Genomic DNA, 20,062 nt, shown 5'->3' with positions numbered 1-20,062 from the left:
GGAGGCCCCGGCCAGACCCGTCAGACCTCTTCGACGCTGCTCGGCTCGCGCCGGGACAGGTCGATGCCGAGCTCCTCCGCCGCGCGGAAGACGTCCTCGTCGGTGTCGCGCATCTCGATGGACATGCCGTCCGAGGACAGCACCTCCACGTTGAGGCAGAGCGACTGCATTTCCTTGATGAGCACCTTGAAGGACTCGGGAATGCCGGGCTCGGGGATGTTCTCGCCCTTGACGATGGCCTCGTAGACCTTCACGCGGCCGGTCACGTCGTCGGACTTGATCGTCAGCAGCTCCTGGAGGGCGTACGCGGCGCCGTATGCCTCCAGCGCCCACACCTCCATCTCACCGAAGCGCTGGCCACCGAACTGAGCCTTACCACCCAGCGGCTGCTGGGTGATCATCGAGTACGGGCCGGTCGAACGCGCGTGGAGCTTGTCGTCGACCAGGTGGTGCAGCTTGAGGATGTACATGTACCCGACCGAGATCGGGTCCGGGAACGGCTCACCGGAGCGGCCGTCGAACAGCTGCGCCTTGCCGGACGGGAGCACCATGCGCTCGCCGTCGCGGTTCGGGATGGTGTGCTGCAGCAGACCGGCGAGCTCGTCCTCACGCGCACCGTCGAAGACGGGGGTGGCGACGTTGGTGCCGGGGTCGACCTGGTCGGCGCCGATGGCCTGGAGGCGCTGCGCCCACTCGTCCGCGAGGCCGGAGACGTCCCAGCCGCGGCTGGCGAGCCAGCCGAGGTGGATCTCCAGGACCTGTCCCGGGTTCATTCGGGACGGGACACCCAGCGGGTTGAGGATGATGTCGACGGGCGTGCCGTCCTCAAGGAAGGGCATGTCCTCGATCGGAAGGATCTTGGAGATGACGCCCTTGTTTCCGTGACGACCGGCCAGCTTGTCGCCGTCCGTGATCTTGCGCTTCTGCGCCACGTAGACACGAACCAGCTGGTTCACGCCCGGCGGCAGCTCGTCGCCCTCTTCACGGTCGAAGACGCGTACGCCGATGACCTTGCCGATCTCACCGTGCGGCACCTTCAGCGAGGTGTCGCGCACCTCGCGCGCCTTCTCACCGAAGATCGCGCGGAGCAGGCGCTCCTCCGGCGTCAGCTCGGTCTCACCCTTGGGCGTGACCTTGCCGACGAGGATGTCGCCGGCGACGACCTCGGCACCGATACGGATGATGCCGCGCTCGTCGAGGTCGGCGAGGACCTCTTCGGAGACGTTCGGGATGTCCCGGGTGATCTCCTCCGGGCCGAGCTTGGTGTCACGGGCGTCGACCTCGTGCTCCTCGATGTGGATCGAGGAGAGGACGTCGTCCTGCACGAGGCGCTGCGACAGGATGATCGCGTCCTCGTAGTTGTGACCCTCCCACGGCATGAACGCGACGAGCAGGTTCTTGCCGAGGGCCATCTCGCCCTCTTCGGTCGCGGGACCGTCGGCCAGGACCTGGCCCTCGATCACGCGGGCGCCCTCGTCGACGACAACCTTCTGGTTGACGGAGGTGCCCTGGTTCGACCGGGAGAACTTGGCGATGCGGTACGTGGTGTACGTGCCGTCGTCGTTGGTGACCGTGACGTAGTCCGCGGAGACTTCCTGGACCACACCGGCCTTCTCGGCCTTGATCACGTCACCGGCGTCGACCGCGCAGCGGTACTCCATGCCGGTGCCGACGAGGGGAGCCTCGGCGGTGATCAGCGGCACGGCCTGACGCATCATGTTCGCGCCCATGAGGGCACGGTTGGCGTCGTCGTGCTCCAGGAAGGGGATCATCGCGGTCGCGACGGACACCATCTGGCGCGGCGAGACGTCCATGTAGTCGACGTCCGTGCCGGGCACGTAGTCGATCTCTCCGCCACGGCGGCGGATCAGGACGCGGGCCTCGGCGAAGTGGAGGTCGTCCGTCAGCGGCGCGTTGGCCTGCGCGATGACGAAGCGGTCCTCCTCGTCGGCCGTCAGGTAGTCGACGTCGTCGGTGACCTGGCCCTCGACGACCTTGCGGTACGGCGTCTCGACGAAGCCGAACGCGTTGACGCGGCCGTACGAGGCGAGCGAACCGATCAGACCGATGTTCGGGCCTTCGGGCGTCTCAATGGGGCACATGCGGCCGTAGTGAGACGGGTGCACGTCACGGACCTCGAAGCCGGCCCGCTCACGGGAGAGACCACCCGGGCCAAGCGCCGACAGACGGCGCTTGTGGGTGAGACCCGACAGCGGGTTGTTCTGGTCCATGAACTGCGACAGCTGCGAGGTGCCGAAGAATTCCTTGATCGACGCCACGACCGGGCGGATGTTGATCAGGGTCTGCGGCGTGATCGCCTCGACGTCCTGGGTCGTCATGCGCTCGCGGACGACGCGCTCCATACGAGCCAGACCCGTGCGGACCTGGTTCTGGATGAGCTCGCCGACGTTGCGCAGACGACGGTTGCCGAAGTGGTCGATGTCGTCGGTCTCGACGACGATCGACGTGCCGCTGTCGCCAACGGTCTCGGTCTCACCGGCGTGCAGCTTCACCAGGTACTTGATCGAGGCGATGATGTCCTCGACCGTGAGGATGCCCGCGTCGAGCGGAGCGTCCGCACCCAGCTTCTTGTTGACCTTGTAGCGGCCGACCTTCGCGAGGTCGTAGCGCTTGGGGTTGAAGTAGAGGTTCTCAAGCAGGGTCTGAGCGGCCTCACGGGTCGGCGGCTCGCCCGGACGGAGCTTGCGGTAGATGTCGAGCAGCGCGTCGTCCTGGCCCTGGGTGTGGTCCTTCTCCAGGGTGGCGCGCATGGACTCGTACTCGCCGAACTCCTCGAGGATCTGCTCGGTCGTCCAACCGAGAGCCTTGAGCAGAACGGTGACCGACTGCTTGCGCTTGCGGTCGATGCGCACACCGACCATGTCGCGCTTGTCGATCTCCATCTCCAGCCAGGCACCCCGGGACGGGATGATCTTGGCGGAGAAGATGTCCTTGTCGGACGTCTTGTCGATCGAGGAATCGAAGTAGACACCCGGCGAGCGGACCAGCTGCGACACGACGACACGCTCGGTGCCGTTGATGACGAAGGTGCCCTTGTTGGTCATGAGCGGGAAGTCGCCCATGAAGACCGTCTGGGACTTGATCTCGCCGGTCTCGTTGTTGGTGAACTCGGCGGTGACGAAGAGCGGGGCGGCGAACGTGAAGTCGCGCTCCTTGCACTCGTCGATCGAGTTCTTGGAGGGCTCGAAGCGGTGGTCGCGGAACGTCAGGGACATCGACCCGGAGAAGTCCTCGATCGGGGAGATCTCCTCGAAGATCTCCTCCAGACCGGACTTGGTGGGGACGTCCTGTCCGCTTTCAAGAGCCGCCTCGACACGAGCCTTCCACGCGTCGTTGCCGAGCAGCCAGTCAAAGCTCTCGGTCTGCAGCGCAAGAAGGTTCGGAACCTCGAGGGGCTCCTTGATCTTTGCAAAGGAAATGCGCAGCGGGGCGGTGCTGGCGCCGTTGTTCGTATTCGCGGTCGAGGCAGTGCGCGAGGCGGCCAAGAGGGGGTCCTTCCGAGGGCTCGGACTCACTACGCGCGTACCGGTCCCAGGCTGGACACAGAGACAGACCTTCCTGATCTGGCTGTTTGGCCAGGTCAGGGAAGTTTCAGTCCACGGTGCTCAAGCATGGGCATGCCCCTGGTGACGGGCAGGAGGCAGCTAACAGGCAGCGCAAAGGGTCAGTGTAGCCAGTTGGCCCACTGATGTCCAGTGCGGGTTCTGGGAGACCCTCGTTGTTCTCAACCCCTGCTGCAAGCCACGCCCTCGATGCACATCGATACTGCCCTCTTCGCCGCCGATCCATGCCTCGGATCCGGATCGTTGTGACGACGCGTCCTGAGAATTGCGCGCTGCGTGCGGTTCGTCAAGGCCCCCCAGCCCAGACGTAGCCCTGAGACACTCACCGTCACGGGCTGTCCCGAGGCACAACGAAGATCACCATACTCGCCGGGACCGACATCGCAAGGCGCCCTCACACGCGTGCCCGGGAACGCCGAAAGGCGACCACCCACTTGGGTGATCGCCTTAGGCGTCCCGCGCGTTACAGCGTTTGTGCCGTACGTGCGGTGAAGAGAGTCAGACGACTCGTGAGGTCACTTGACCTCGACGGAGGCGCCGGCGCCCTTGAGGGCCTCAGCGGCCTTCTCAGCGGCGTCCTTGGCGACCTTCTCGAGGACCGGCTTCGGGGTGCCGTCGACGAGGTCCTTGGCCTCCTTGAGACCCAGCGAGGTCAGCTCACGCACGACCTTGATGACCTGGATCTTCTTCTCGCCGGCGCCGGTGAGGATGACGTCGAACTCGTCCTGCTCGGCCTCGGCCTCGGCGGCCGGGGCACCCGGGCCCGCGGCGACGACGGCGGCCGGAGCGGCGGCGGTGACGTCGAACTTCTCCTCGAAGGCCTTCACGAACTCGGAGAGCTCGATGAGGGACATCTCTTCGAACTGCGCGAGCAGGTCGTCCTGGGACAGCTTCGCCATGATGGCGTCCTTCCACTAATTCGGCTGGTGCCGTGTGTACATGGAGGCGGGCGTACGTTGGGCCCGCTGTGACCGTCGCCTCAGGCGGCGGTCAATGTGCGAGCCGAATTACTCGGCACCGCCCTGCTCGGCCTTCTTGGCACGAAGCGCCTCCGCGGTGCGGACGAACTTCGAGGGAAGCGCCTGGAAGAGCGCGGCAGCCTGCGACTGCTTGCCCTTCATGGCGCCCGCCAGCTTGGCGAGCAGAACCTCGCGGGACTCGAGGTCCGCGAGCTTCTTGAACTCATCGGCGGACAGCGCCTTGCCATCAAGGACACCGCCCTTGATGACGAGGTTCGGGTTGTCCTTGGCGAAGTCACGAAGACCCTTCGCCGACTCCACCGGGTCACCGGTGACGAAGGCAACCGCCGTCGGACCCGTGAACAGGTCGTCGAGCGTGTTGATCCCGGCCTCGTTGGCCGCGATCTTGGTCAGCGTGTTCTTCACCACGGCGTACTCGGAGTTTTCACCGAGAGAACGGCGCAGCTGCTTGAGCTGGGCCACGGTGAGACCCCGGTACTCGGTCAGCACGGCGGCGTTCGAGCTGCGGAACTTGTCCGTGAGCTCGGCTACCGCGGCAGCCTTGTCGGGCGTCGGCATAGAGCGTCGGCCTCCTTCCGGGTGATGAGGACCGCTCAGAAGGGGCCGACAAAACGAAACGCCCCGGCGCAGGCGCACGGGGCGTGAGCTCGACCGAATCGCATGCGATTCAGGAGCACATCCACAGTCACCTGCGCGGGTCGTCCGCCGTCTCAGCGGATCCTTCGGCCGCCGCACCCTCTTACGAGGACACGGCAACGACCAGCGGTCTTTGGCTTCTCCGGAAGAGTACGCGAACGGGTCCGCGTCAGGCAAATCCGTCGCTATCCGTCAGTCCTGGAGGCCCTTCATCTCCTTGGAGAGGTCCATGACCTGCGACTTCGGCGGGGCCTCGACGTTCACCGGCTTGTTGTAGTCGAGGAAGGTGATGGTCATGTCGAGGCGGCCCTTGTCGCCCTTGCCGCGGGCGCGGAACTGCTTGGTGTGGTCCTCGCCGTCGACCCACAGGTCCATCTCGAGCTTGTCGACGCCCATGTCCTCGTACTGCTTGATGCTCTTCTCGCGGCGCTTCTTGGTGGCCGCGTCCTCGTCCTCGACGAGCTTGCGCATCTGGTCCAGCGTGACCGTGCCCGCGTAGTGGGTGGTCTCGACGCCGCCGACGGACTCGCTGCCGACCTTCTTCAGGTCCTTTGAGCCGGTCAGGAGCGTGGACTGGTCGGCCGGGTTGTTTTCGGCCTGCGAGGAGGCCGAGGTGGCGGCGGACTTGCCGCCCGCCTTCTCCATGGCCTTGGCGTCGAACTTGATCCAGCTCTTGCCGTCCATCTCCTTGGCGGCTTCCTTGCCGCCGCCGAGGTAGATCCCGCCGTCGACGTAGCGCAGTTCCATCTTCTCCGGGCCCTGGTCGGGCGCGGACATCTTCATCTGCATGGCGAGCGGCTCGGTGCTCATCGACGCGTCGGCCTGGACCCGCCCGTCCCCCGGGACGGTGCCCTTCATCCGGAACGTGAACGAGGTGAGGTCCTCGGTCTTGTCCGCGGCCTTCTTCACGGCGGCCGCGGGCGACATGTCCTGACCCGCCTTGTCGGCCTTGTCGCCCTTCTCCGACCCGCAGCCGGCCGCGCCGCCGGCCAGCAGCACGGCTGCCAGCGCGGCGCCCACGGCTCTCTTGCGTCCCGTACGTACGGAAATACTCATGACCCCACCCCTAGGAACATTTGATCCACTTATTGCGGTGGAGTGAGATTACCCGAAGGTAAGCCGTGCTCTACTCCGGTTTTCCGGGGTGGGATCGGTCGGCCGCCGCGGCCTACACCGCGGGCTGCTGCTTGTTCAGCAGGTCCTTGAAGCTCATCGTGTCGGAGGCCGGGGGCTTCTCCACGGAGAGCGGCGTGCCGTAGTCGCTGTAGTAGGCCGTCTGCGAGAACGGGCCGTTCTTCGTGTCGGCCTTCTCGATCTTCTTGACCAGCAGATCGTTGTCGTCGACCCAGATGTCGATGGTCTCGGTGCTGATGCCGGCCTGATCGAACTGCTTCTTCAGCTCGGACATCTGGTCCTCGTCCAGGTCCGCGCTCCTGGCGGTGAAGTCGGCGATGTCGACCTTGCCCGAGTAGTGGGTCGCCTGCGTCCCGCGGACCTTCTCCTCGCCGACGCGCTTCACGTCACCGGAGGCCAGCAGCATCTTCACCGACTGGTTCGGCGTGGTGTTCTGCATCTGGTCCTGGAAGGCCTCGCCCGCGGCGCCGCTCATCTCGGCGAGCGTGTCGTAGTCGTACTCGAGCCAGTGCTTGCCCCCGCCCGCCTGGGCCGCGAACTTGTCGCCCATGTTCGCGTAGAAGCCGTTCTTCAGGTAGCGGTAGTCGAGCTTCGTCTGGCCCAGCTGCCGCATCTGCTGGGCCTGCGAACCGCCGGTGAAGGTCACCGTCACGTTGCCCGTGATCCCGTCGGACCAGCCCATGACGCCCTTCATGTCCATGGCCGTGAGCGAGCCCATGGTGGTCGAACCGTCGACCCGCGCCGTGTCCGCCTTGTCGGTCGACTTCTCGACCGTGCGCAGGGCGGCTATCGGGCTGAGCTTGATGCCGCCCTTGCCCTTGTCGCCGTCGGCCTTGTCCGAGGAATCGCCCGAGCCGCAGGCCGTGAGGCCCGTCAGCGCGGCGACCACCGCGATCGAAAGACCGGTCCGGCGCATGATCGTGCTGTTCATGTAGTCCCACCCCTTGGCGTTCATGGTGTCTGCACGCTAACGCAGGCCTCTGACAGACGTATCCGAAAGGGCCGTACACAAACAGGACGGGCCCCGCACCTCGAAAGGTTGCGGGGCCCGTCCACAGAACGCGTACGCGACGCGGCTGCCGTCAGTTTCAGACGGCGGCCGGGTCCTCCTCGACGAGGAGGTTGCGGGTGCGGTTCGAGTCCAGCGGAATGCCGGGGCCCATCGTGGTGGTGATGGCGGCCTTCCTGATGTAGCGACCCTTGGCGGCCGACGGCTTCAGACGGAGGATCTCCTCCAGGGCCGCGGCGTAGTTCTCCACCAGCTTGGTGTCGTCGAAGGACGCCTTGCCGATGATGAAGTGCAGGTTCGAGTGCTTGTCGACGCGGAACTCGATCTTGCCGCCCTTGATGTCGTTGACAGCCTTCACGACGTCGGGGGTCACGGTGCCGGTCTTCGGGTTCGGCATCAGACCACGCGGACCGAGCACGCGGCCGAGGCGGCCGACCTTGCCCATGAGGTCCGGGGTGGCGACGACGGCGTCGAAGTCCAGGCGGCCCTTCGCGACCTCGTCGATGAGCTCGTCGGCGCCGACGATGTCGGCCCCAGCGGCTTCCGCGGCCGCAGCACGGTCACCGGTCGCGAAGACCAGGACCCGGGCGGTCTTGCCGGTGCCGTGCGGGAGGTTCACGGTGCCGCGGACCATCTGGTCGGCCTTGCGCGGGTCGACACCCAGACGCATGGCGACCTCGACGGTGCCGTCGAACTTGGTCGAGGAGGTCTCCTTGGCGAGACGGACGGCCTCGAGCGGGGCGTACAGCTTCTCCCGGTCGATCTTGGCGTCCGCAGCGCGGAGATTCTTGCTGCGCTTCACTTCTGCTCCTGGTGTGTTCAGGTATGGAGTCGTGGTGCGGGCCAGCGCTTGGCCCTACCACTGGAGAAAGGTCAGACGGGGGGAGAGTCTCAGCCCTCGACCGTGATGCCCATGGAACGGGCGGTGCCGGCGATGATCTTCGACGCGGCGTCCAGGTCGTTGGCGTTGAGGTCTTCCATCTTGGTCTGCGCGATCTCGCGGATCTGCGCCTCGGTGACCTTGGCGACCTTGGTCTTGTGGGGCTCGCCGGAGCCCTTCTCGACACCAGCGGCCTTCAGGATCATCTTGGCGGCCGGCGGCGTCTTGGTGATGAAGGTGAAGGAACGGTCTTCGTAGACCGTGATCTCCACCGGGATCACCCAGCCACGCTGCGACTCGGTCGCGGCGTTGTAGGCCTTGCAGAACTCCATGATGTTGACGCCGTGCTGGCCCAGCGCGGGACCGACCGGCGGGGCCGGGTTGGCTGCGCCGGCCTGGATCTGGAGCTTGATAAGCCCCGTGACCTTCTTCTTCTTGGGAGGCATTGCTCTCTCCGGGTCCTAGTGAGAGTTTCCAGCCACCATCCAGTCATCCGGATGGAGGCATACCGCACCACGATAACGGGTATAGTCGCGCGGCCAAAAACCGAGCAGGTCAGACAGGCTTTGAGAGCCCGTCTGACCTGGTCGGAGGTGTGTGTTCCAGAGAGCGTCAGTTCTTCTGGATCTGGTCGAAGCTGAGCTCGACCGGGGTCTCGCGGCCGAAGATCTCGACGAGGCCCTTGACCTTCTTCGAGTCGGCGTTGATCTCGTTGATCGTCGCCTGCAGCGTCGCGAACGGGCCGTCGGTGACGGTGACCGAGTCGCCCACCTCGAAGTCCAGGACCTGGACCTCGACCTTGCGGGCGGGAGCCGGCTTGCCCTCGGCCTCGGCGGCCTCGCGGGCGGCCTTCTCCTCGGCCTCCGGGGCGAGCATCTTGACGATCTCGTCCAGGGTCAGCGGGTACGGGTCGTAGGCGTTGCCCACGAAGCCGGTGACGCCGGGGGTGTTGCGGACGACGCCCCAGGACTCGTTCGTCAGGTCCATGCGCACCAGCACGTAGCCGGGGAGCTTGTTCTGGCGGATGGTCTTGCGCTCGCCGTTCTTGATCTGCGCGACCTCTTCCTGCGGCACCTCGGCCTGGAAGATGAAGTCCTCGACGTTCAGCGAGACGGCGCGCTGCTCGAGGTTGGTCTTCACGCGGTTCTCGTAACCGGCGTAGGTGTGGATGACGTACCACTCGCCGGGGAGGGTGCGGAGCTCCTCGCGGAGGGCGGCGATCGGGTCGACCGGCTCGGCCTCCTCCTCGGGCGCCTCGTCCGCGGCGGCCTCGGCGGGCTCCTCGTCGGCGACCTCGGCGGCGGCGGCCTCGTCCTCGTCGGACTCGGCTACGGCCTCGGCGTCACCCTCGAGGTGCATGGCGGCCTCTTCGGCGGGCTCGCCCGCGGCGGCGTCGGCAGCGTCGGCCTGGTCCGGGTCCTCGGCGTCCGCCGCCTCGACGATGTCGAGCTGGTCCTCCACGGACTCCGCGTCCTCTCCGCGAGGCTCAACGGCGTCGTTCAGGTTCGGGTCAGACACGGTGGCTGCTTCTTCCTGGATACAGAGGGGTGGAACGCGCGAAATGGGCGCCACGAACGGCGCCCTTCGCTCTCGGCTCAGCCGAAGATGTACTTGACAGCGTGGCTGAAGCCATAGTCAATCACGGTCACGAGGCCGATCATGATGACGACGAAGACGATCACGACTGTCGTGTAGGTCGTGAGCTGACTGCGAGTCGGCCAGACGACCTTGCGGAGCTCCGCGATGATCTGGCGGTAGAAGAGCGCGAGACGGCCGAAGGGGCCCTTCTTGCCGCGCTTGCCGCCCTTGCGGCCCTTCTTGGACTCCGGCGCCTCGTCCTGGGCATCAGGCATGTCGATGGAGCCCACGGCGTCCGTCACTCGTCCTCACCTGATTCCGGGTCGTGGCCGTGCCGCGCCCGGTTGAGCCGCACGGCGGTGCAATGCAGTACGTACATGCGCACACATCCTGGCGAAGGAGTGTGTAGCAGGGCCGGAGGGACTTGAACCCCCAACCGCTGGTTTTGGAGACCAGTGCTCTACCAATTGAGCTACGACCCTTTGATTTCCCCCAACGTACCGCATCCACCCACGTGCACGGAGTGCGTCGAGAGGCAGCGGCCGGTGAGGGCCAACGAGCAGTGAGTGTACGTGCTCTGCGGCGCCCCGTCGAACAGAATGGGTTCCGATGCTCTTGGAAACCCGCGCGCCGGGCCCGTCCGGGGTCTGGAACGATGGGGTGATGAGCGCTGCAACTTCTCCGACCGAGCGCCGGGTTTCCGCGCGCATCGGCGCGATCTCCGAGTCCGCGACCCTCGCCGTCGACGCCAAGGCCAAGGCCCTCAAGGCCGCGGGCCGTCCGGTGATCGGCTTCGGTGCGGGCGAGCCCGACTTCCCGACGCCGGACTACATCGTCGAAGCGGCCGTCGAGGCCTGCAAGAACCCGAAGTTCCACCGCTACACGCCGGCCGGGGGCCTCCCCGAGCTCAAGGCCGCGATCGCCGCGAAGACCCTGCGCGACTCCGGATACGAGGTCGACGCGTCCCAGGTCCTGGTGACCAACGGCGGCAAGCAGGCCATCTACGAAGCGTTCGCCGCGATCCTCGACCCGGGCGACGAGGTCATCGTCCCCGCGCCCTACTGGACGACGTACCCGGAGTCGATCCGTCTCGCCGGCGGTGTCCCGGTCCCGGTCGTCGCCGACGAGACCACTGGCTACCTCGTCTCCGTGGAGCAGCTGGAGGCCGCGCGCACGGAGCGCACGAAGGTCGTCCTCTTCGTGTCGCCGTCGAACCCCACGGGTGCCGTCTACAGCGAGGCCGACGCCGAGGCGATCGGGCGCTGGGCCGTCGAGCACGGCCTGTGGGTCATGACCGACGAGATCTACGAACACCTTGTCTACGGAGACGCGAAGTTCACCTCGCTCCCCGCGATCCTGCCCGAGCTGCGCGACAAGTGCATCGTGGTCAACGGCGTCGCCAAGACGTACGCGATGACCGGCTGGCGGGTGGGCTGGATCATCGGTCCGAAGGACGTCGTGAAGGCGGCGACGAACCTGCAGTCGCACGCCACGTCCAACGTCTCGAACGTCGCGCAGGCCGCCGCGCTCGCGGCCGTCTCCGGTGACCTGGTCGCCGTCGAGAAGATGCGCGAGGCCTTCGACCGGCGCCGCAAGACCATCGTGCGGATGCTCAACGACATCCAGGGCGTGGTCTGCCCCGAGCCCGAGGGTGCCTTCTACGCCTACCCCTCGGTGAAGGGCCTCCTCGGCAAGGAGATCCGCGGCAAGCGTCCGCAGGACTCCGTGGAGCTGGCCGCGCTCATCCTGGAGGAGGCCGAGGTCGCGGTCGTTCCTGGCGAGGCCTTCGGTACGCCGGGTTACCTGCGTCTTTCGTACGCGCTCGGGGACGAGGACCTCGTCGAGGGCGTCTCGCGGGTCCAGAAGCTGCTCGCCGAGGCCCGCGACTGAGTCGGGCTCCACGCGTGCGTGCGGGCCGTCTCTCCTCCGGAGAGACGGCCCGTTTCTTCGTTCGGGAGTACCACAAAGGTGGAAGCCGCTACCGGGACGCCAGGCGAGTACGGCAAGATCTCCCAATGGAGCGTGTAAGAGACGTAAGAGAGCTGCCGAAGGCCCACCTGCACCTGCACTTCACCGGGTCGATGCGGCCCACCACCCTGCTGGAGCTCGCCGACAAGTACGGGGTGCGGCTCCCGGAGGCGCTGACCGGCGCCGAGCCTCCGAAGCTGCGCGCGACGGACGAGCGCGGATGGTTCCGCTTCCAGCGGCTCTACGACGCCGCGCGTTCCTGTCTGCGTGAGCCTGAGGACATCCAGCGCCTGGTGCGCGAGGCCGCGGAGGAGGATCTGCGGGACGGGTCGGGGTGGCTGGAGATCCAGGTCGACCCGACCTCGTACGCGCCGCGGCTCGGTGGTCTGATCCCGGCCCTGGAGGTCATCCTGGACGCCGTCGAGAGCGCCTCGCGGGAGACCGGCCTCGGAATGCGCGTCCTCGTCGCCGCGAACCGCATGAAGCACCCTCTGGACGCCCGCACGCTGGCGCGGCTCGCCGTGCGGTACGCGGACCGGGGCATCGTCGGCTTCGGGCTCTCCAACGACGAGCGGCGCGGCATGGCGCGGGACTTCGACCGGGCCTTCGCCATCGCGCGCGACGGCGGTCTGCTGGCGGCGCCGCACGGCGGGGAGCTGACGGGGCCGGCGTCGGTGCGGGACTGCCTGGACGACCTGGACGCGGCGCGCATCGGGCACGGGGTGCGGGCCGCCGAGGATCCGCGGCTCCTGAAGCGGCTCGCGGACCGGGGGGTGACGTGCGAGGTGTGCCCGGCGTCCAACGTGGCACTCGGGGTCTACGAGAAGCCGGAGGACGTACCTCTGCGGACGCTGTTCGAGGCGGGGGTGTCGATAGCGCTCGGCGCCGACGACCCGCTGCTCTTCGGGTCGCGGCTGGCCGCCCAGTACGAGATCGCGCGGCGCCACCACGGCTTCACGGACGCCGAACTGGCCGAGCTGGCACGGCAGTCGGTGCGGGGCTCGGCCGCGCCTGCCGACGTGCGGGACAAGCTGCTGGCCGGGGTCGACGACTGGCTGACCGCTCCTACAGGCTGACGCCCACCGTCACCGGCTCGTTGACCAGCGTGACGCCGAAGGCGTCCCGCACTCCGGCGACGACCTCGCGGGCCAGGGCGAGCAGGTCCTCGGTGGTCGCGCCGCCGCGGTTGGTGAGCGCGAGCGTGTGCTTGGTGGAGATGCGGGCCCTGCCCTCTCCGTAGCCCTTGGTGAAGCCGGCCTTGTCGATGAGCCAGGCGGCGGAGGTCTTCACGCGGCCGTCGCCCGTCGGGAAGGCGGGCGGGGTGACGTCGGGGCCGAGGCGGTCCGCCACGCGCGCGTGGAAGGCGGCGGACTCCTCCTCGGTGAGGATCGGGTTGGTGAAGAAGGACCCGGCGGACCAGCTGTCGTGGTCCTCGGGGTCGAGCACCATGCCCTTGCCCGCGCGGAGCTTCAGGACGGTCTCCCTGGCCACGGCGGCCGGAACCCGGTCGCCTGCCTCGACACCGAGCGTGCGCGCCGTCTCCGGGTACTTGATAGGGGCGCTCATCCCCTGTGCGTCCTCGAGCTCGAAGCGCACCCGGAGCACCACGAAGCGGTCGGGGTCGGCCTTGAAACGACTGTGGCGGTACGAGAAGTCGCACTCGGCGTTCGCCATCACGACTGTTTCGTGCGTCTTCCGGTCGTACGCGATCACCTCGGTGATCGTCGACGAGACCTCCTGGCCGTACGCCCCCACGTTCTGGATCGGCGTCGCACCTGCGGAGCCGGGGATTCCGGCGAGGCACTCGATGCCCGCGAGGCCGGCCTCGACGGTCCGCGCGACCGCGTCGGTCCAGACCTCGCCGGCTGCCAGCTCCAGCTTCGTGCCGTCGAGTTCGAAGCCCTGGGTGGCGATGCGCAGGGCCGTGCCGTCGAAGCCCTTGTCGCCGATGACCAGGTTCGAGCCGCCGCCGATGAGCAGCAGCGGGGTTCCCGAGTCGTCGGCCTCACGGACGGCGGCGATCACCTCGGCGTCGGTCGTCGCGGTGATCAGACGGGTCGCGGGGCCACCGAGCCGGAAGGTGGTCAGCGGGGCGAGGGGGGCATCGTGGAGTTCCTGCACGTGCTCAAGAGTACGAGAACGGCCCCGCCGGTCAGGGCGGGGCCGTTCGCACGAGCCGTGGGGACGCACGTCAGGCGGCGACGAGGTCACCCTCCGGCTCCTTCGACGTCCCCGGGGCGGGCGCGTCGGTGCTGCCGCGCGAGGGGATGAACAGCGCCGCGACGCCCGCGAGGGCCACCACGGCGGCGCCCACCCACAGCGCGGGCTGGAGGCCGTCCACGAAGGCCTGTCCGGTGTCGTAGCCGCCCTGCGCCGAGAAGATCGAGGACATCACGGCGATGCCGAGGGCGCCGCCGACCTCGCGCAGCGCGTTGTTGGCGCCGGACGCGATGCCCTGCTCCTGCGGGCGGACGCTGGACATGACCAGGTTGGAGGCGGGGGCGAAGTACAGGGACATGCCGATGCCGCTGATGATCAGTGCCGGGAGCTGGGCGCCGTATGTGGCGTCGGTCGCGACCACGACGGCGTACCAGGCCAGCCCCACGGCCTGGAGGAAGAGCCCGGCGGCCACGACCGGACGGCCGCCGATCCGGTCGGAGAGGTAGCCGGCGATCGGCGAGACGAGCATCGGCATGCCGGTCCAGGGCAGCATCCGCAGCCCGGCCTCCGTCGGCGAGTAGCCGAGGACGTTCTGCATGTACTGGCTGAGCAGGAAGATCGAGCCGAACATGCCGAGGAACATCAGCAGGCTCGCCGCGTTGATTCCGGAGAAAGCGCGACTACGGAAGAGGCGCATCGGCAGCATGGGCGCCTTGGCGCGGATTCCGTGGTGGATGAAGCCGCCGAGCAGCGCGAGGCCCGCGCCGAGGCTGACGAGGACGGTGGCGCTGGACCAGCCGTCGATGGGGCCGCGCACCAGGGCGTACACGATTCCGAAGAGCCCACCGCTGGCGAGCAGGGTGCCGGCGATGTCGAGACGCGCGCCGGGGGCGTGCGACTCGGCGAGGCGGAGGCGGGCGAGGGGCAGCAGGGCCAGGCCCAGCGGAACGTTCAGCCAGAAGATCCACTGCCAGGAGACGTGCTCGGTGAGGCTGCCGCCGATCAGCGGTCCGCTGGCGACCGCGAGGCCGTTGACGGCGCCCCATATGCCGTACGCCATGCCGCGCTTGGCCGGCGGTACCGCCGCCGTCAGCAGGGTCAGGGTGAGCGGCATCATGATCGCGGCGCCGACGCCCTGCACGGCGCGGGCGGCGATCAGGGTGTCGAGGCCCGGCGCGAGGGCCGCGGCGGCGGAGGCGCCGGTGAAGATCGAGAGGCCGACGATGAAGAGCCGTCGGCGGCCGAACCGGTCGCCGAGGGCCGCTCCGAACATCAGCAGCACGGCGAAGGTGAGGGTGTAGGCGCTCACCGTCCATTCGAGGTCGTGCAGAGCGCCTCCGAGGTCCTCGCGGATGGAGGGCAGGGCGGTGGTGACGACGAGATTGTCGAGCGCCGCCATGAACCCGGCGACGCTGGTGATGACGAGGGCCCAGACCGCTCCCCCGCGCTGTGCTGTCTGCTGTGACATTGCTTTCCCCCTGAGGTTAGTTATTGATGACTAACTTTCCTGGCCATGGAAAAACGCATCCCTTTGACCCGCACGACTCACGTCTTGGGCTGCGCCGAATCGTAGAAGCCGGCCCACACCCGGTGATCGGGCTTGAACCCCATCGACACCAGGACGTTGATCAGCATCCCGTACGCCAGGAACTGCGTCGCTTCGTCGACGTCCGCGCCCAACGCGAGGCGGACCGTGTCATACATCTCCATCCAGGCGGCCCGCAGCGCGTCGCCGAACTCCCGGTCGCCCGACGCCTCCGCGGAGGCCACGGCGACGTACATCTGCATCTGCATGAGGAGCTTGTCCGGGTCGTCGGCGATGAGCGCCTGATAGGCCTCACCCATGGCGTGCAGCGCCTCCTCCCTCTCAAGCCCCTCGGACGCCTTGCGGAAGACCTCGGTGACCTCCTGGCAGCAGCGCCCGGACGCGGCGAGGAAGATGGCCTGCTTCCCAGGAAAGAGCCGGAAGAGGTACGGCTGCGACACACCCACACGCTTGGCGATCACCTCGGTGGACGTGCCGTTGTAGCCCCCGCGGGCGAACTCGACCATCGCCGCGCGGACGACGCTTTCACGCCGCTCTTCTGCGCTCATCCTGACCATGCGGATAAGTTAGTGGCCAATCACTAAGCGGTCAAGTGCGCCACCGATGCCTCTGCGGGCATACGTAAGGAGCACCCCCCATTGCGGGGCGCCCCTTACCTGCGTCTACGTAGACCCTCAACAGCCGTGTAGACCCCCAACAGCCGTCAGGCCAGCTGCACGACCGCTCGCGACATGCCGAGGACCTTCTGGCCCGCGCTCTTCGCGAGAAGGTCGACCCGCACGCGGTTGTCGTCCAGCTTGACGGCGACCTTGGCGCTGACCTCGATGGTGGCACCCGTGTCGTCGTTCGGGACGATGACGGGCTTGGTGAAGCGCACGCCGTACTCGACGATCGCCCCGGGGTCGCCCAGCCAGTCGGTCACGACGCGGATCGCCTCGGCCATGGTGAACATGCCGTGCGCGATGACGTCGGGAAGGCCGACCTCGACCGCGAACTTCTCGTTCCAGTGGATCGGGTTGAAGTCCCCGGATGCACCCGCGTACCGCACGAGTGTGGCGCGCGTCACCGGGAAGGACTGCGCCGGCAGTTCGGTGCCGACCTCGACGTCGTCGTAGGAAATCTTCGCCGTCATCGCCTTCACGCTTCCTCTGCCGCGGACTCCGCCGCACGCGCGACGAGCTTGATCCAGGTGGTCACGACATGCTCACCGGCCTCGTCGTGGACCTCGCCGCGGATGTCCAGGATGTCGTTGCCCGCGAGCGACTTGATCGCCTCGATCGTCGAGCTGACCGTGAGCCGGTCACCCGCGCGCACCGGCCGGGTGTACGCGAACTTCTGGTCGCCGTGCACCACGCGGCTGTAGTCGAGTCCCAGCTGCGGGTCCTCGATGACCAGACCCGCCGCCTTGAACGTGATCGCAAACACAAAAGTCGGCGGAGCGATCACATCGGGATGACCGAGCTGCTTGGCGGCCTCCGTGTCCGTATAGGCGGGATTGGCGTCTCCCACCGCCTCGGCGAACTCGCGGATCTTCTCCCGGCCGACCTCATAAGGATCAGTGGGGGGATAGGACCGCCCCACGAAGGACTGGTCGAGCGCCATGGGCCCGGCACCTCCTGCGGTTGGTTTCGAAAACGCCCCGAGGCCGCCCCCAGACAACGGGGACGGCCTCGGGTACGAGCCTGTGTTTAGCGCGTTTCGCGGTGCGCAGTGTGCGCGTTGCAACGCGGGCAGTGCTTCTTCATCTCAAGACGGTCCGGGTCATTACGCCGGTTCTTCTTGGTGATGTAGTTCCGCTCCTTGCACTCCACGCAGGCCAGCGTGATCTTCGGGCGGACGTCGGTGGCAGCCACGTGAGTGCTCCTTGACGGACGGATGGACGGATGAACGCATAAAAAGAGTAGCCGATCGAAGGACCGACCCCACAATCGGCTACCAGGAGTAGCGGTGACCGGACTTGAACCGGTGACACAGCGATTATGAGCCGCTTGCTCTACCGACTGAGCTACACCGCTGCGATGCCGGATCTCCCCGCCCGAAGGCGAGGATCACTCGACATCAGAGCCCCAATGCGGAATCGAACCGCAGACCTTCTCCTTACCATGGAGACGCTCTACCGACTGAGCTATTGGGGCGAGCGATGAAGACATTACACGGTTGGTCGCCGATCGCCCAAATCCGTTTCGCCGGGGCTGCCCGAGGGCATCGAGAAGCCCGCCTCAGGCGTCTGTGAACGCCTCATACGTGTGCTCGAACCACACCGGTACGACTATTCCGCTCCTCCTCGAAGCAGGCCTTTCGCCGTCCTAGGCTCGGCACACGCTGCGTGATCTTGACCCCCGAAAACGACTGCAGCCGCCCCCCGAGCCCCAGGAGTGCGATGCCCGACAGCCAGCCGCAGCAGCCCCACTCCTCCGGCACCCCGGGACCGTCCGGTTCCGGCCCCGCCGACGACCCCGGGGCCCTCCTGCTCTGCGGTGCCCGGCTCACCGACGGCCGGACCGTGGACGTCCGGCTCGGCGGCGGGCGCATCGAGGCGGTGGGCACGGCAGGCAGCCTGACCACGCACGCCGCACGCGTGGACCTGGAGGGCTACCTCTTGCTGCCGGCGCCCGCGGAGCCGCACGCACACGGCGACACGGCGCTGTCGGCGGACACGGTCGGCCCGGTCTCGTACGACGTCCCGGACGTGCAGCGCAGGGCCACGGAGGCGGCCCTGCTGCAACTCGGGCACGGCGCCACGGCGCTGCGGTCGCACGTGCGGATCGGTGACGTGCAGGGGCTCGGCCCGATGGAGGCGGTGCTGCAGGCGCGGCGCTCGCTGCGTGGGCTGGTCGATCTGACGGCCGTCGCGGTGCCGCGGGTGCTGACCGGCGTCGCGGGCGCCGACGGGCTCGCGATGCTGCGGGACGCGGTGAAAATGGGCGCCTCCGTAGTGGGCGGTTGTCCGGATCTCGACCCCGATCCGACGGGGTACGCCGAGGCTGTTCTGGAGATCGCCGCGGAGCACGGGTGCCCCGTCGACCTGCATACGGACGGTGACGACCCGGCGCGGCTCGGGCGGCTCGCGGCGATGGCCGGCGGGCTGCGGGCCGGGGTGACGATCGGGCCGTGCGGCGGCCTCGGGCGACTGCCCACCGACGTGGCCCTGCGCACCGCCGAGCAGCTCGCGGCGGCCGAGGTGACGGTGGTCTGCCTGCCGCAGGGCGGGTGCGGGAGCGCGGAGCGGCGCAGGACGGCTCCTGTACGGCTGTTGCGGACGGCGGGGGTGCGGGTCGCCGCGGGCAGTGGCGCGCTGCGGGACGTGTCGAATCCGGTGGGGCGCGGGGACCCGCTGGAGGCCGCGTACCTGCTGGCCACGGGGTTCAGGCTGCGGCCCGAGGATGCCTACGGAGCGGTGAGCGGGGCGGCGCGGGCCGCCATGCAGCTGCCGGAGGTGCGGGTGGAGGCGGGCTTCCCCGCCGAACTGCTCGCCGTACGGGGCGATCGGCTCGCGGGGGCGCTGTCGCTCGCGTACAGCCGGATCGTGGTGCACCGGGGGCGTGTGGTGGCGCGGACCAGTGCGGTGCGCGAGTACTGCGACTCCGCCGTGGCGGTGGCGCTGGACCTGCCGCGGCAGGGGCGGTCCACGGGAGCGGCGCCCGGCCACCCCAAGGGCGACGAATCGTCCACCTGAGGCAGTACGCGCCACGGCGAGGGCTGCGCGGGTGAGCTGTGGGGCTGGGTGGGCCCCACGCGCGCGCGGTGAGCGTGCCGCCGAGCGCGAGCCCGCCGACCGTGCCGAAGTGGCCCCCACGCGCGCGGTGAGCGTTTGCGGCCCACGTGCGTGTGTCGCCGTTCGCATCCCACGTGCGTGTGTCGCCGTTTGCGTCCCCACGCGCGCGTGTTGAGCGCTTGCGTCCGCCCTGCCGTACGGTCGGGAGTATGCGCATTGTCATCGCTGGAGGTCATGGTCAGATCGCGCTGCGGCTGGAGCGTCTGCTCGCCGCGCGTGGTGACGAAGTCGCCGGGTTGATCCGCAACGTCGAGCAGGAGGCCGACCTGCGCGCAGCGGGGGCCGAACCGGTGTTGTGCGACCTGGAGTCGGCGTCGGTCGACGAGGTCGCCGACCGTCTGCGCGGCGCCGACGCGGCGGTCTTCGCGGCGGGTGCGGGGCCGGGCAGCGGCGCCGAACGCAAGAACACCGTGGACCGCGGCGCGGCCGTGCTCTTCGCCGACGCGGCGGAACGGGCCGGCGTGCGGCGCTACATCGTCGTGTCGTCGATGGGCGCCGATCCCGCGCACCAGGGCGACGAGATCTTCGACGCCTATCTGCGGGCCAAGGGCGAGGCGGACGCGAACGTACGCGCGCGTGCCGCCCTGGACTGGACGATCCTGCGTCCCGGGATGCTGACGGACGACGCGGGCACCGGTCTCGTACGTCTGGAGGCGTCGACCGGGCGCGGTCCGGTCCCCCGGGACGACGTCGCCGCGGTGCTGGCGGAGCTCCTGGAGACGCCGGCGACGGCCGGGCTGACGCTGGAGCTGGTCAGCGGGTCCGTGCCGGTGTCGGTGGCGGTCAAGTCCGTGGCGGGCAATTGAGGTTGA

The 20,062-nt window shown here is 68.2% G+C and carries 19 protein-coding genes and 3 tRNA genes; 4 read left to right on the top strand and 18 right to left on the bottom strand.

Annotated features, from left to right (window positions below; genetic code table 11):
• Window positions 1-20: 20 nt before the first annotated feature.
• The 10 genes from rpoB to AB0N81_RS27020 all read right to left on the bottom strand — a co-directional run bounded on the left by rpoB (window position 21) and on the right by AB0N81_RS27020 (window position 10,283).
• Window positions 21-3,506, bottom strand: a complete 3,486-nt coding sequence (rpoB, locus tag AB0N81_RS27065; protein ID WP_365362684.1) for a DNA-directed RNA polymerase subunit beta — start codon at window positions 3,504-3,506, stop codon at window positions 21-23.
• A gap of 593 nt (window positions 3,507-4,099) precedes the next feature.
• Window positions 4,100-4,483 carry a 50S ribosomal protein L7/L12 gene (gene rplL / locus AB0N81_RS27060; protein ID WP_365362682.1) on the bottom strand — a complete coding sequence of 128 codons (384 nt, stop codon included), beginning with the start codon at window positions 4,481-4,483 and terminating at the stop codon, window positions 4,100-4,102.
• 108 nt (window positions 4,484-4,591) lie between these two features.
• Window positions 4,592-5,122 carry a 50S ribosomal protein L10 gene (rplJ, locus tag AB0N81_RS27055; protein ID WP_150216777.1) on the bottom strand — a complete coding sequence of 177 codons (531 nt, stop codon included), beginning with the start codon at window positions 5,120-5,122 and terminating at the stop codon, window positions 4,592-4,594.
• 270 nt (window positions 5,123-5,392) lie between these two features.
• Window positions 5,393-6,256 carry a DUF6612 family protein gene (locus tag AB0N81_RS27050; RefSeq protein ID WP_365362680.1) on the bottom strand — a complete coding sequence of 288 codons (864 nt, stop codon included), beginning with the start codon at window positions 6,254-6,256 and terminating at the stop codon, window positions 5,393-5,395.
• A gap of 112 nt (window positions 6,257-6,368) precedes the next feature.
• Window positions 6,369-7,265 (bottom strand): hypothetical protein, encoded by an 897-nt coding sequence (locus AB0N81_RS27045; protein WP_365362785.1) that lies wholly within the window; start codon window positions 7,263-7,265, stop codon window positions 6,369-6,371.
• A 157-nt stretch (window positions 7,266-7,422) separates the two neighbouring features.
• The gene (gene rplA, locus AB0N81_RS27040; RefSeq protein WP_365362678.1) at window positions 7,423-8,145 is read right to left on the bottom strand and encodes a 50S ribosomal protein L1; all 723 of its coding nucleotides are present in this window, start codon (window positions 8,143-8,145) and stop codon (window positions 7,423-7,425) included.
• An 89-nt stretch (window positions 8,146-8,234) separates the two neighbouring features.
• On the bottom strand, window positions 8,235-8,669 hold the full coding sequence (rplK, locus tag AB0N81_RS27035; protein WP_030782612.1) for a 50S ribosomal protein L11: 435 nt from the start codon (window positions 8,667-8,669) through the stop codon (window positions 8,235-8,237).
• A 166-nt stretch (window positions 8,670-8,835) separates the two neighbouring features.
• Window positions 8,836-9,741, bottom strand: a complete 906-nt coding sequence (nusG, locus tag AB0N81_RS27030) for a transcription termination/antitermination protein NusG (RefSeq protein ID WP_365362676.1) — start codon at window positions 9,739-9,741, stop codon at window positions 8,836-8,838.
• Window positions 9,742-9,818: 77 nt separating this feature from the next.
• On the bottom strand, window positions 9,819-10,103 hold the full coding sequence (secE, locus tag AB0N81_RS27025; protein ID WP_365362674.1) for a preprotein translocase subunit SecE: 285 nt from the start codon (window positions 10,101-10,103) through the stop codon (window positions 9,819-9,821).
• A gap of 107 nt (window positions 10,104-10,210) precedes the next feature.
• A tRNA-Trp gene (locus tag AB0N81_RS27020) sits at window positions 10,211-10,283 on the bottom strand.
• Window positions 10,284-10,464: 181 nt separating this feature from the next.
• Here AB0N81_RS27020 and AB0N81_RS27015 point away from each other — a divergent pair.
• Both AB0N81_RS27015 and AB0N81_RS27010 read left to right on the top strand, forming a co-directional pair.
• Entirely contained in the window at window positions 10,465-11,691 is a 1,227-nt protein-coding gene (locus AB0N81_RS27015) for a pyridoxal phosphate-dependent aminotransferase (RefSeq protein WP_365362672.1), read from the top strand.
• A 125-nt stretch (window positions 11,692-11,816) separates the two neighbouring features.
• Window positions 11,817-12,845, top strand: a complete 1,029-nt coding sequence (locus tag AB0N81_RS27010) for an adenosine deaminase (protein ID WP_365362670.1) — start codon at window positions 11,817-11,819, stop codon at window positions 12,843-12,845.
• On the opposite strand, the gene AB0N81_RS27005 is transcribed toward AB0N81_RS27010, so the two are convergent.
• The 8 genes from AB0N81_RS27005 to AB0N81_RS26970 form a co-directional block, all read right to left on the bottom strand.
• Window positions 12,835-13,890 (bottom strand): UDP-N-acetylmuramate dehydrogenase, encoded by a 1,056-nt coding sequence (locus AB0N81_RS27005; protein WP_365362668.1) that lies wholly within the window; start codon window positions 13,888-13,890, stop codon window positions 12,835-12,837. The two genes, AB0N81_RS27010 and AB0N81_RS27005, sit on opposite strands and share 11 nt — an antisense overlap.
• A gap of 70 nt (window positions 13,891-13,960) precedes the next feature.
• A complete protein-coding gene (locus AB0N81_RS27000) occupies window positions 13,961-15,397 on the bottom strand; it encodes an MFS transporter (protein ID WP_365362666.1) in 1,437 nt (478 codons plus the stop codon).
• 77 nt (window positions 15,398-15,474) lie between these two features.
• Window positions 15,475-16,032 carry a TetR/AcrR family transcriptional regulator gene (locus AB0N81_RS26995; protein WP_365362664.1) on the bottom strand — a complete coding sequence of 186 codons (558 nt, stop codon included), beginning with the start codon at window positions 16,030-16,032 and terminating at the stop codon, window positions 15,475-15,477.
• 146 nt (window positions 16,033-16,178) lie between these two features.
• Complete coding sequence (locus AB0N81_RS26990) at window positions 16,179-16,607, bottom strand: MaoC family dehydratase (RefSeq protein WP_365362662.1); 429 nt, start codon at window positions 16,605-16,607, stop codon at window positions 16,179-16,181.
• 5 nt (window positions 16,608-16,612) lie between these two features.
• Window positions 16,613-17,077 (bottom strand): MaoC family dehydratase N-terminal domain-containing protein, encoded by a 465-nt coding sequence (locus AB0N81_RS26985; RefSeq protein ID WP_365362660.1) that lies wholly within the window; start codon window positions 17,075-17,077, stop codon window positions 16,613-16,615.
• Window positions 17,078-17,163: 86 nt separating this feature from the next.
• Window positions 17,164-17,328, bottom strand: a complete 165-nt coding sequence (gene rpmG / locus AB0N81_RS26980) for a 50S ribosomal protein L33 (protein ID WP_004571794.1) — start codon at window positions 17,326-17,328, stop codon at window positions 17,164-17,166.
• Between the two features lie 89 nt (window positions 17,329-17,417).
• Window positions 17,418-17,490, bottom strand: a tRNA-Met gene (locus tag AB0N81_RS26975).
• A 47-nt stretch (window positions 17,491-17,537) separates the two neighbouring features.
• A tRNA-Thr gene (locus AB0N81_RS26970) sits at window positions 17,538-17,610 on the bottom strand.
• A 245-nt stretch (window positions 17,611-17,855) separates the two neighbouring features.
• Here AB0N81_RS26970 and AB0N81_RS26965 point away from each other — a divergent pair.
• Together AB0N81_RS26965 and AB0N81_RS26960 are read left to right on the top strand one after the other, a co-directional pair.
• The gene (locus tag AB0N81_RS26965; protein ID WP_365362658.1) at window positions 17,856-19,151 is read left to right on the top strand and encodes an amidohydrolase family protein; all 1,296 of its coding nucleotides are present in this window, start codon (window positions 17,856-17,858) and stop codon (window positions 19,149-19,151) included.
• 248 nt (window positions 19,152-19,399) lie between these two features.
• Window positions 19,400-20,056 carry an SDR family oxidoreductase gene (locus AB0N81_RS26960; RefSeq protein WP_365362656.1) on the top strand — a complete coding sequence of 219 codons (657 nt, stop codon included), beginning with the start codon at window positions 19,400-19,402 and terminating at the stop codon, window positions 20,054-20,056.
• The last annotated feature ends 6 nt before the right edge of the window (window positions 20,057-20,062 follow it).

The sequence above is a fragment of the Streptomyces sp. NPDC093510 genome, from assembly GCF_040683555.1.
GTDB lineage: Bacteria > Actinomycetota > Actinomycetes > Streptomycetales > Streptomycetaceae > Streptomyces.
Note: the sequence above shows the minus strand (reverse complement) of the source record. Positions and strands in the feature narration are given on the sequence as shown.

Excerpts from the sequence above, each read along its gene's own strand:
- AB0N81_RS26965 (WP_365362658.1), top strand. The coding sequence starts at position 17,856 with ATGCCCGACAGCCAGCCGCAGCAGCCCCACTCCTCCGGCACCCCGGGA.
- AB0N81_RS26960 (WP_365362656.1), top strand. The coding sequence starts at position 19,400 with ATGCGCATTGTCATCGCTGGAGGTCATGGTCAGATCGCGCTGCGGCTG.
- AB0N81_RS27010 (WP_365362670.1), top strand. The coding sequence starts at position 11,817 with ATGGAGCGTGTAAGAGACGTAAGAGAGCTGCCGAAGGCCCACCTGCAC.
- AB0N81_RS27050 (WP_365362680.1), bottom strand. The coding sequence starts at position 6,256 with ATGAGTATTTCCGTACGTACGGGACGCAAGAGAGCCGTGGGCGCCGCG.
- AB0N81_RS27015 (WP_365362672.1), top strand. The coding sequence starts at position 10,465 with ATGAGCGCTGCAACTTCTCCGACCGAGCGCCGGGTTTCCGCGCGCATC.
- AB0N81_RS26995 (WP_365362664.1), bottom strand. The coding sequence starts at position 16,032 with ATGGTCAGGATGAGCGCAGAAGAGCGGCGTGAAAGCGTCGTCCGCGCG.
- AB0N81_RS27000 (WP_365362666.1), bottom strand. The coding sequence starts at position 15,397 with ATGTCACAGCAGACAGCACAGCGCGGGGGAGCGGTCTGGGCCCTCGTC.
- AB0N81_RS27045 (WP_365362785.1), bottom strand. The coding sequence starts at position 7,265 with ATGAACAGCACGATCATGCGCCGGACCGGTCTTTCGATCGCGGTGGTC.
- rplL (WP_365362682.1), bottom strand. The coding sequence starts at position 4,483 with ATGGCGAAGCTGTCCCAGGACGACCTGCTCGCGCAGTTCGAAGAGATG.
- AB0N81_RS26985 (WP_365362660.1), bottom strand. The coding sequence starts at position 17,077 with ATGGCGCTCGACCAGTCCTTCGTGGGGCGGTCCTATCCCCCCACTGAT.
- rplK (WP_030782612.1), bottom strand. The coding sequence starts at position 8,669 with ATGCCTCCCAAGAAGAAGAAGGTCACGGGGCTTATCAAGCTCCAGATC.
- rplJ (WP_150216777.1), bottom strand. The coding sequence starts at position 5,122 with ATGCCGACGCCCGACAAGGCTGCCGCGGTAGCCGAGCTCACGGACAAG.
- AB0N81_RS26990 (WP_365362662.1), bottom strand. The coding sequence starts at position 16,607 with ATGACGGCGAAGATTTCCTACGACGACGTCGAGGTCGGCACCGAACTG.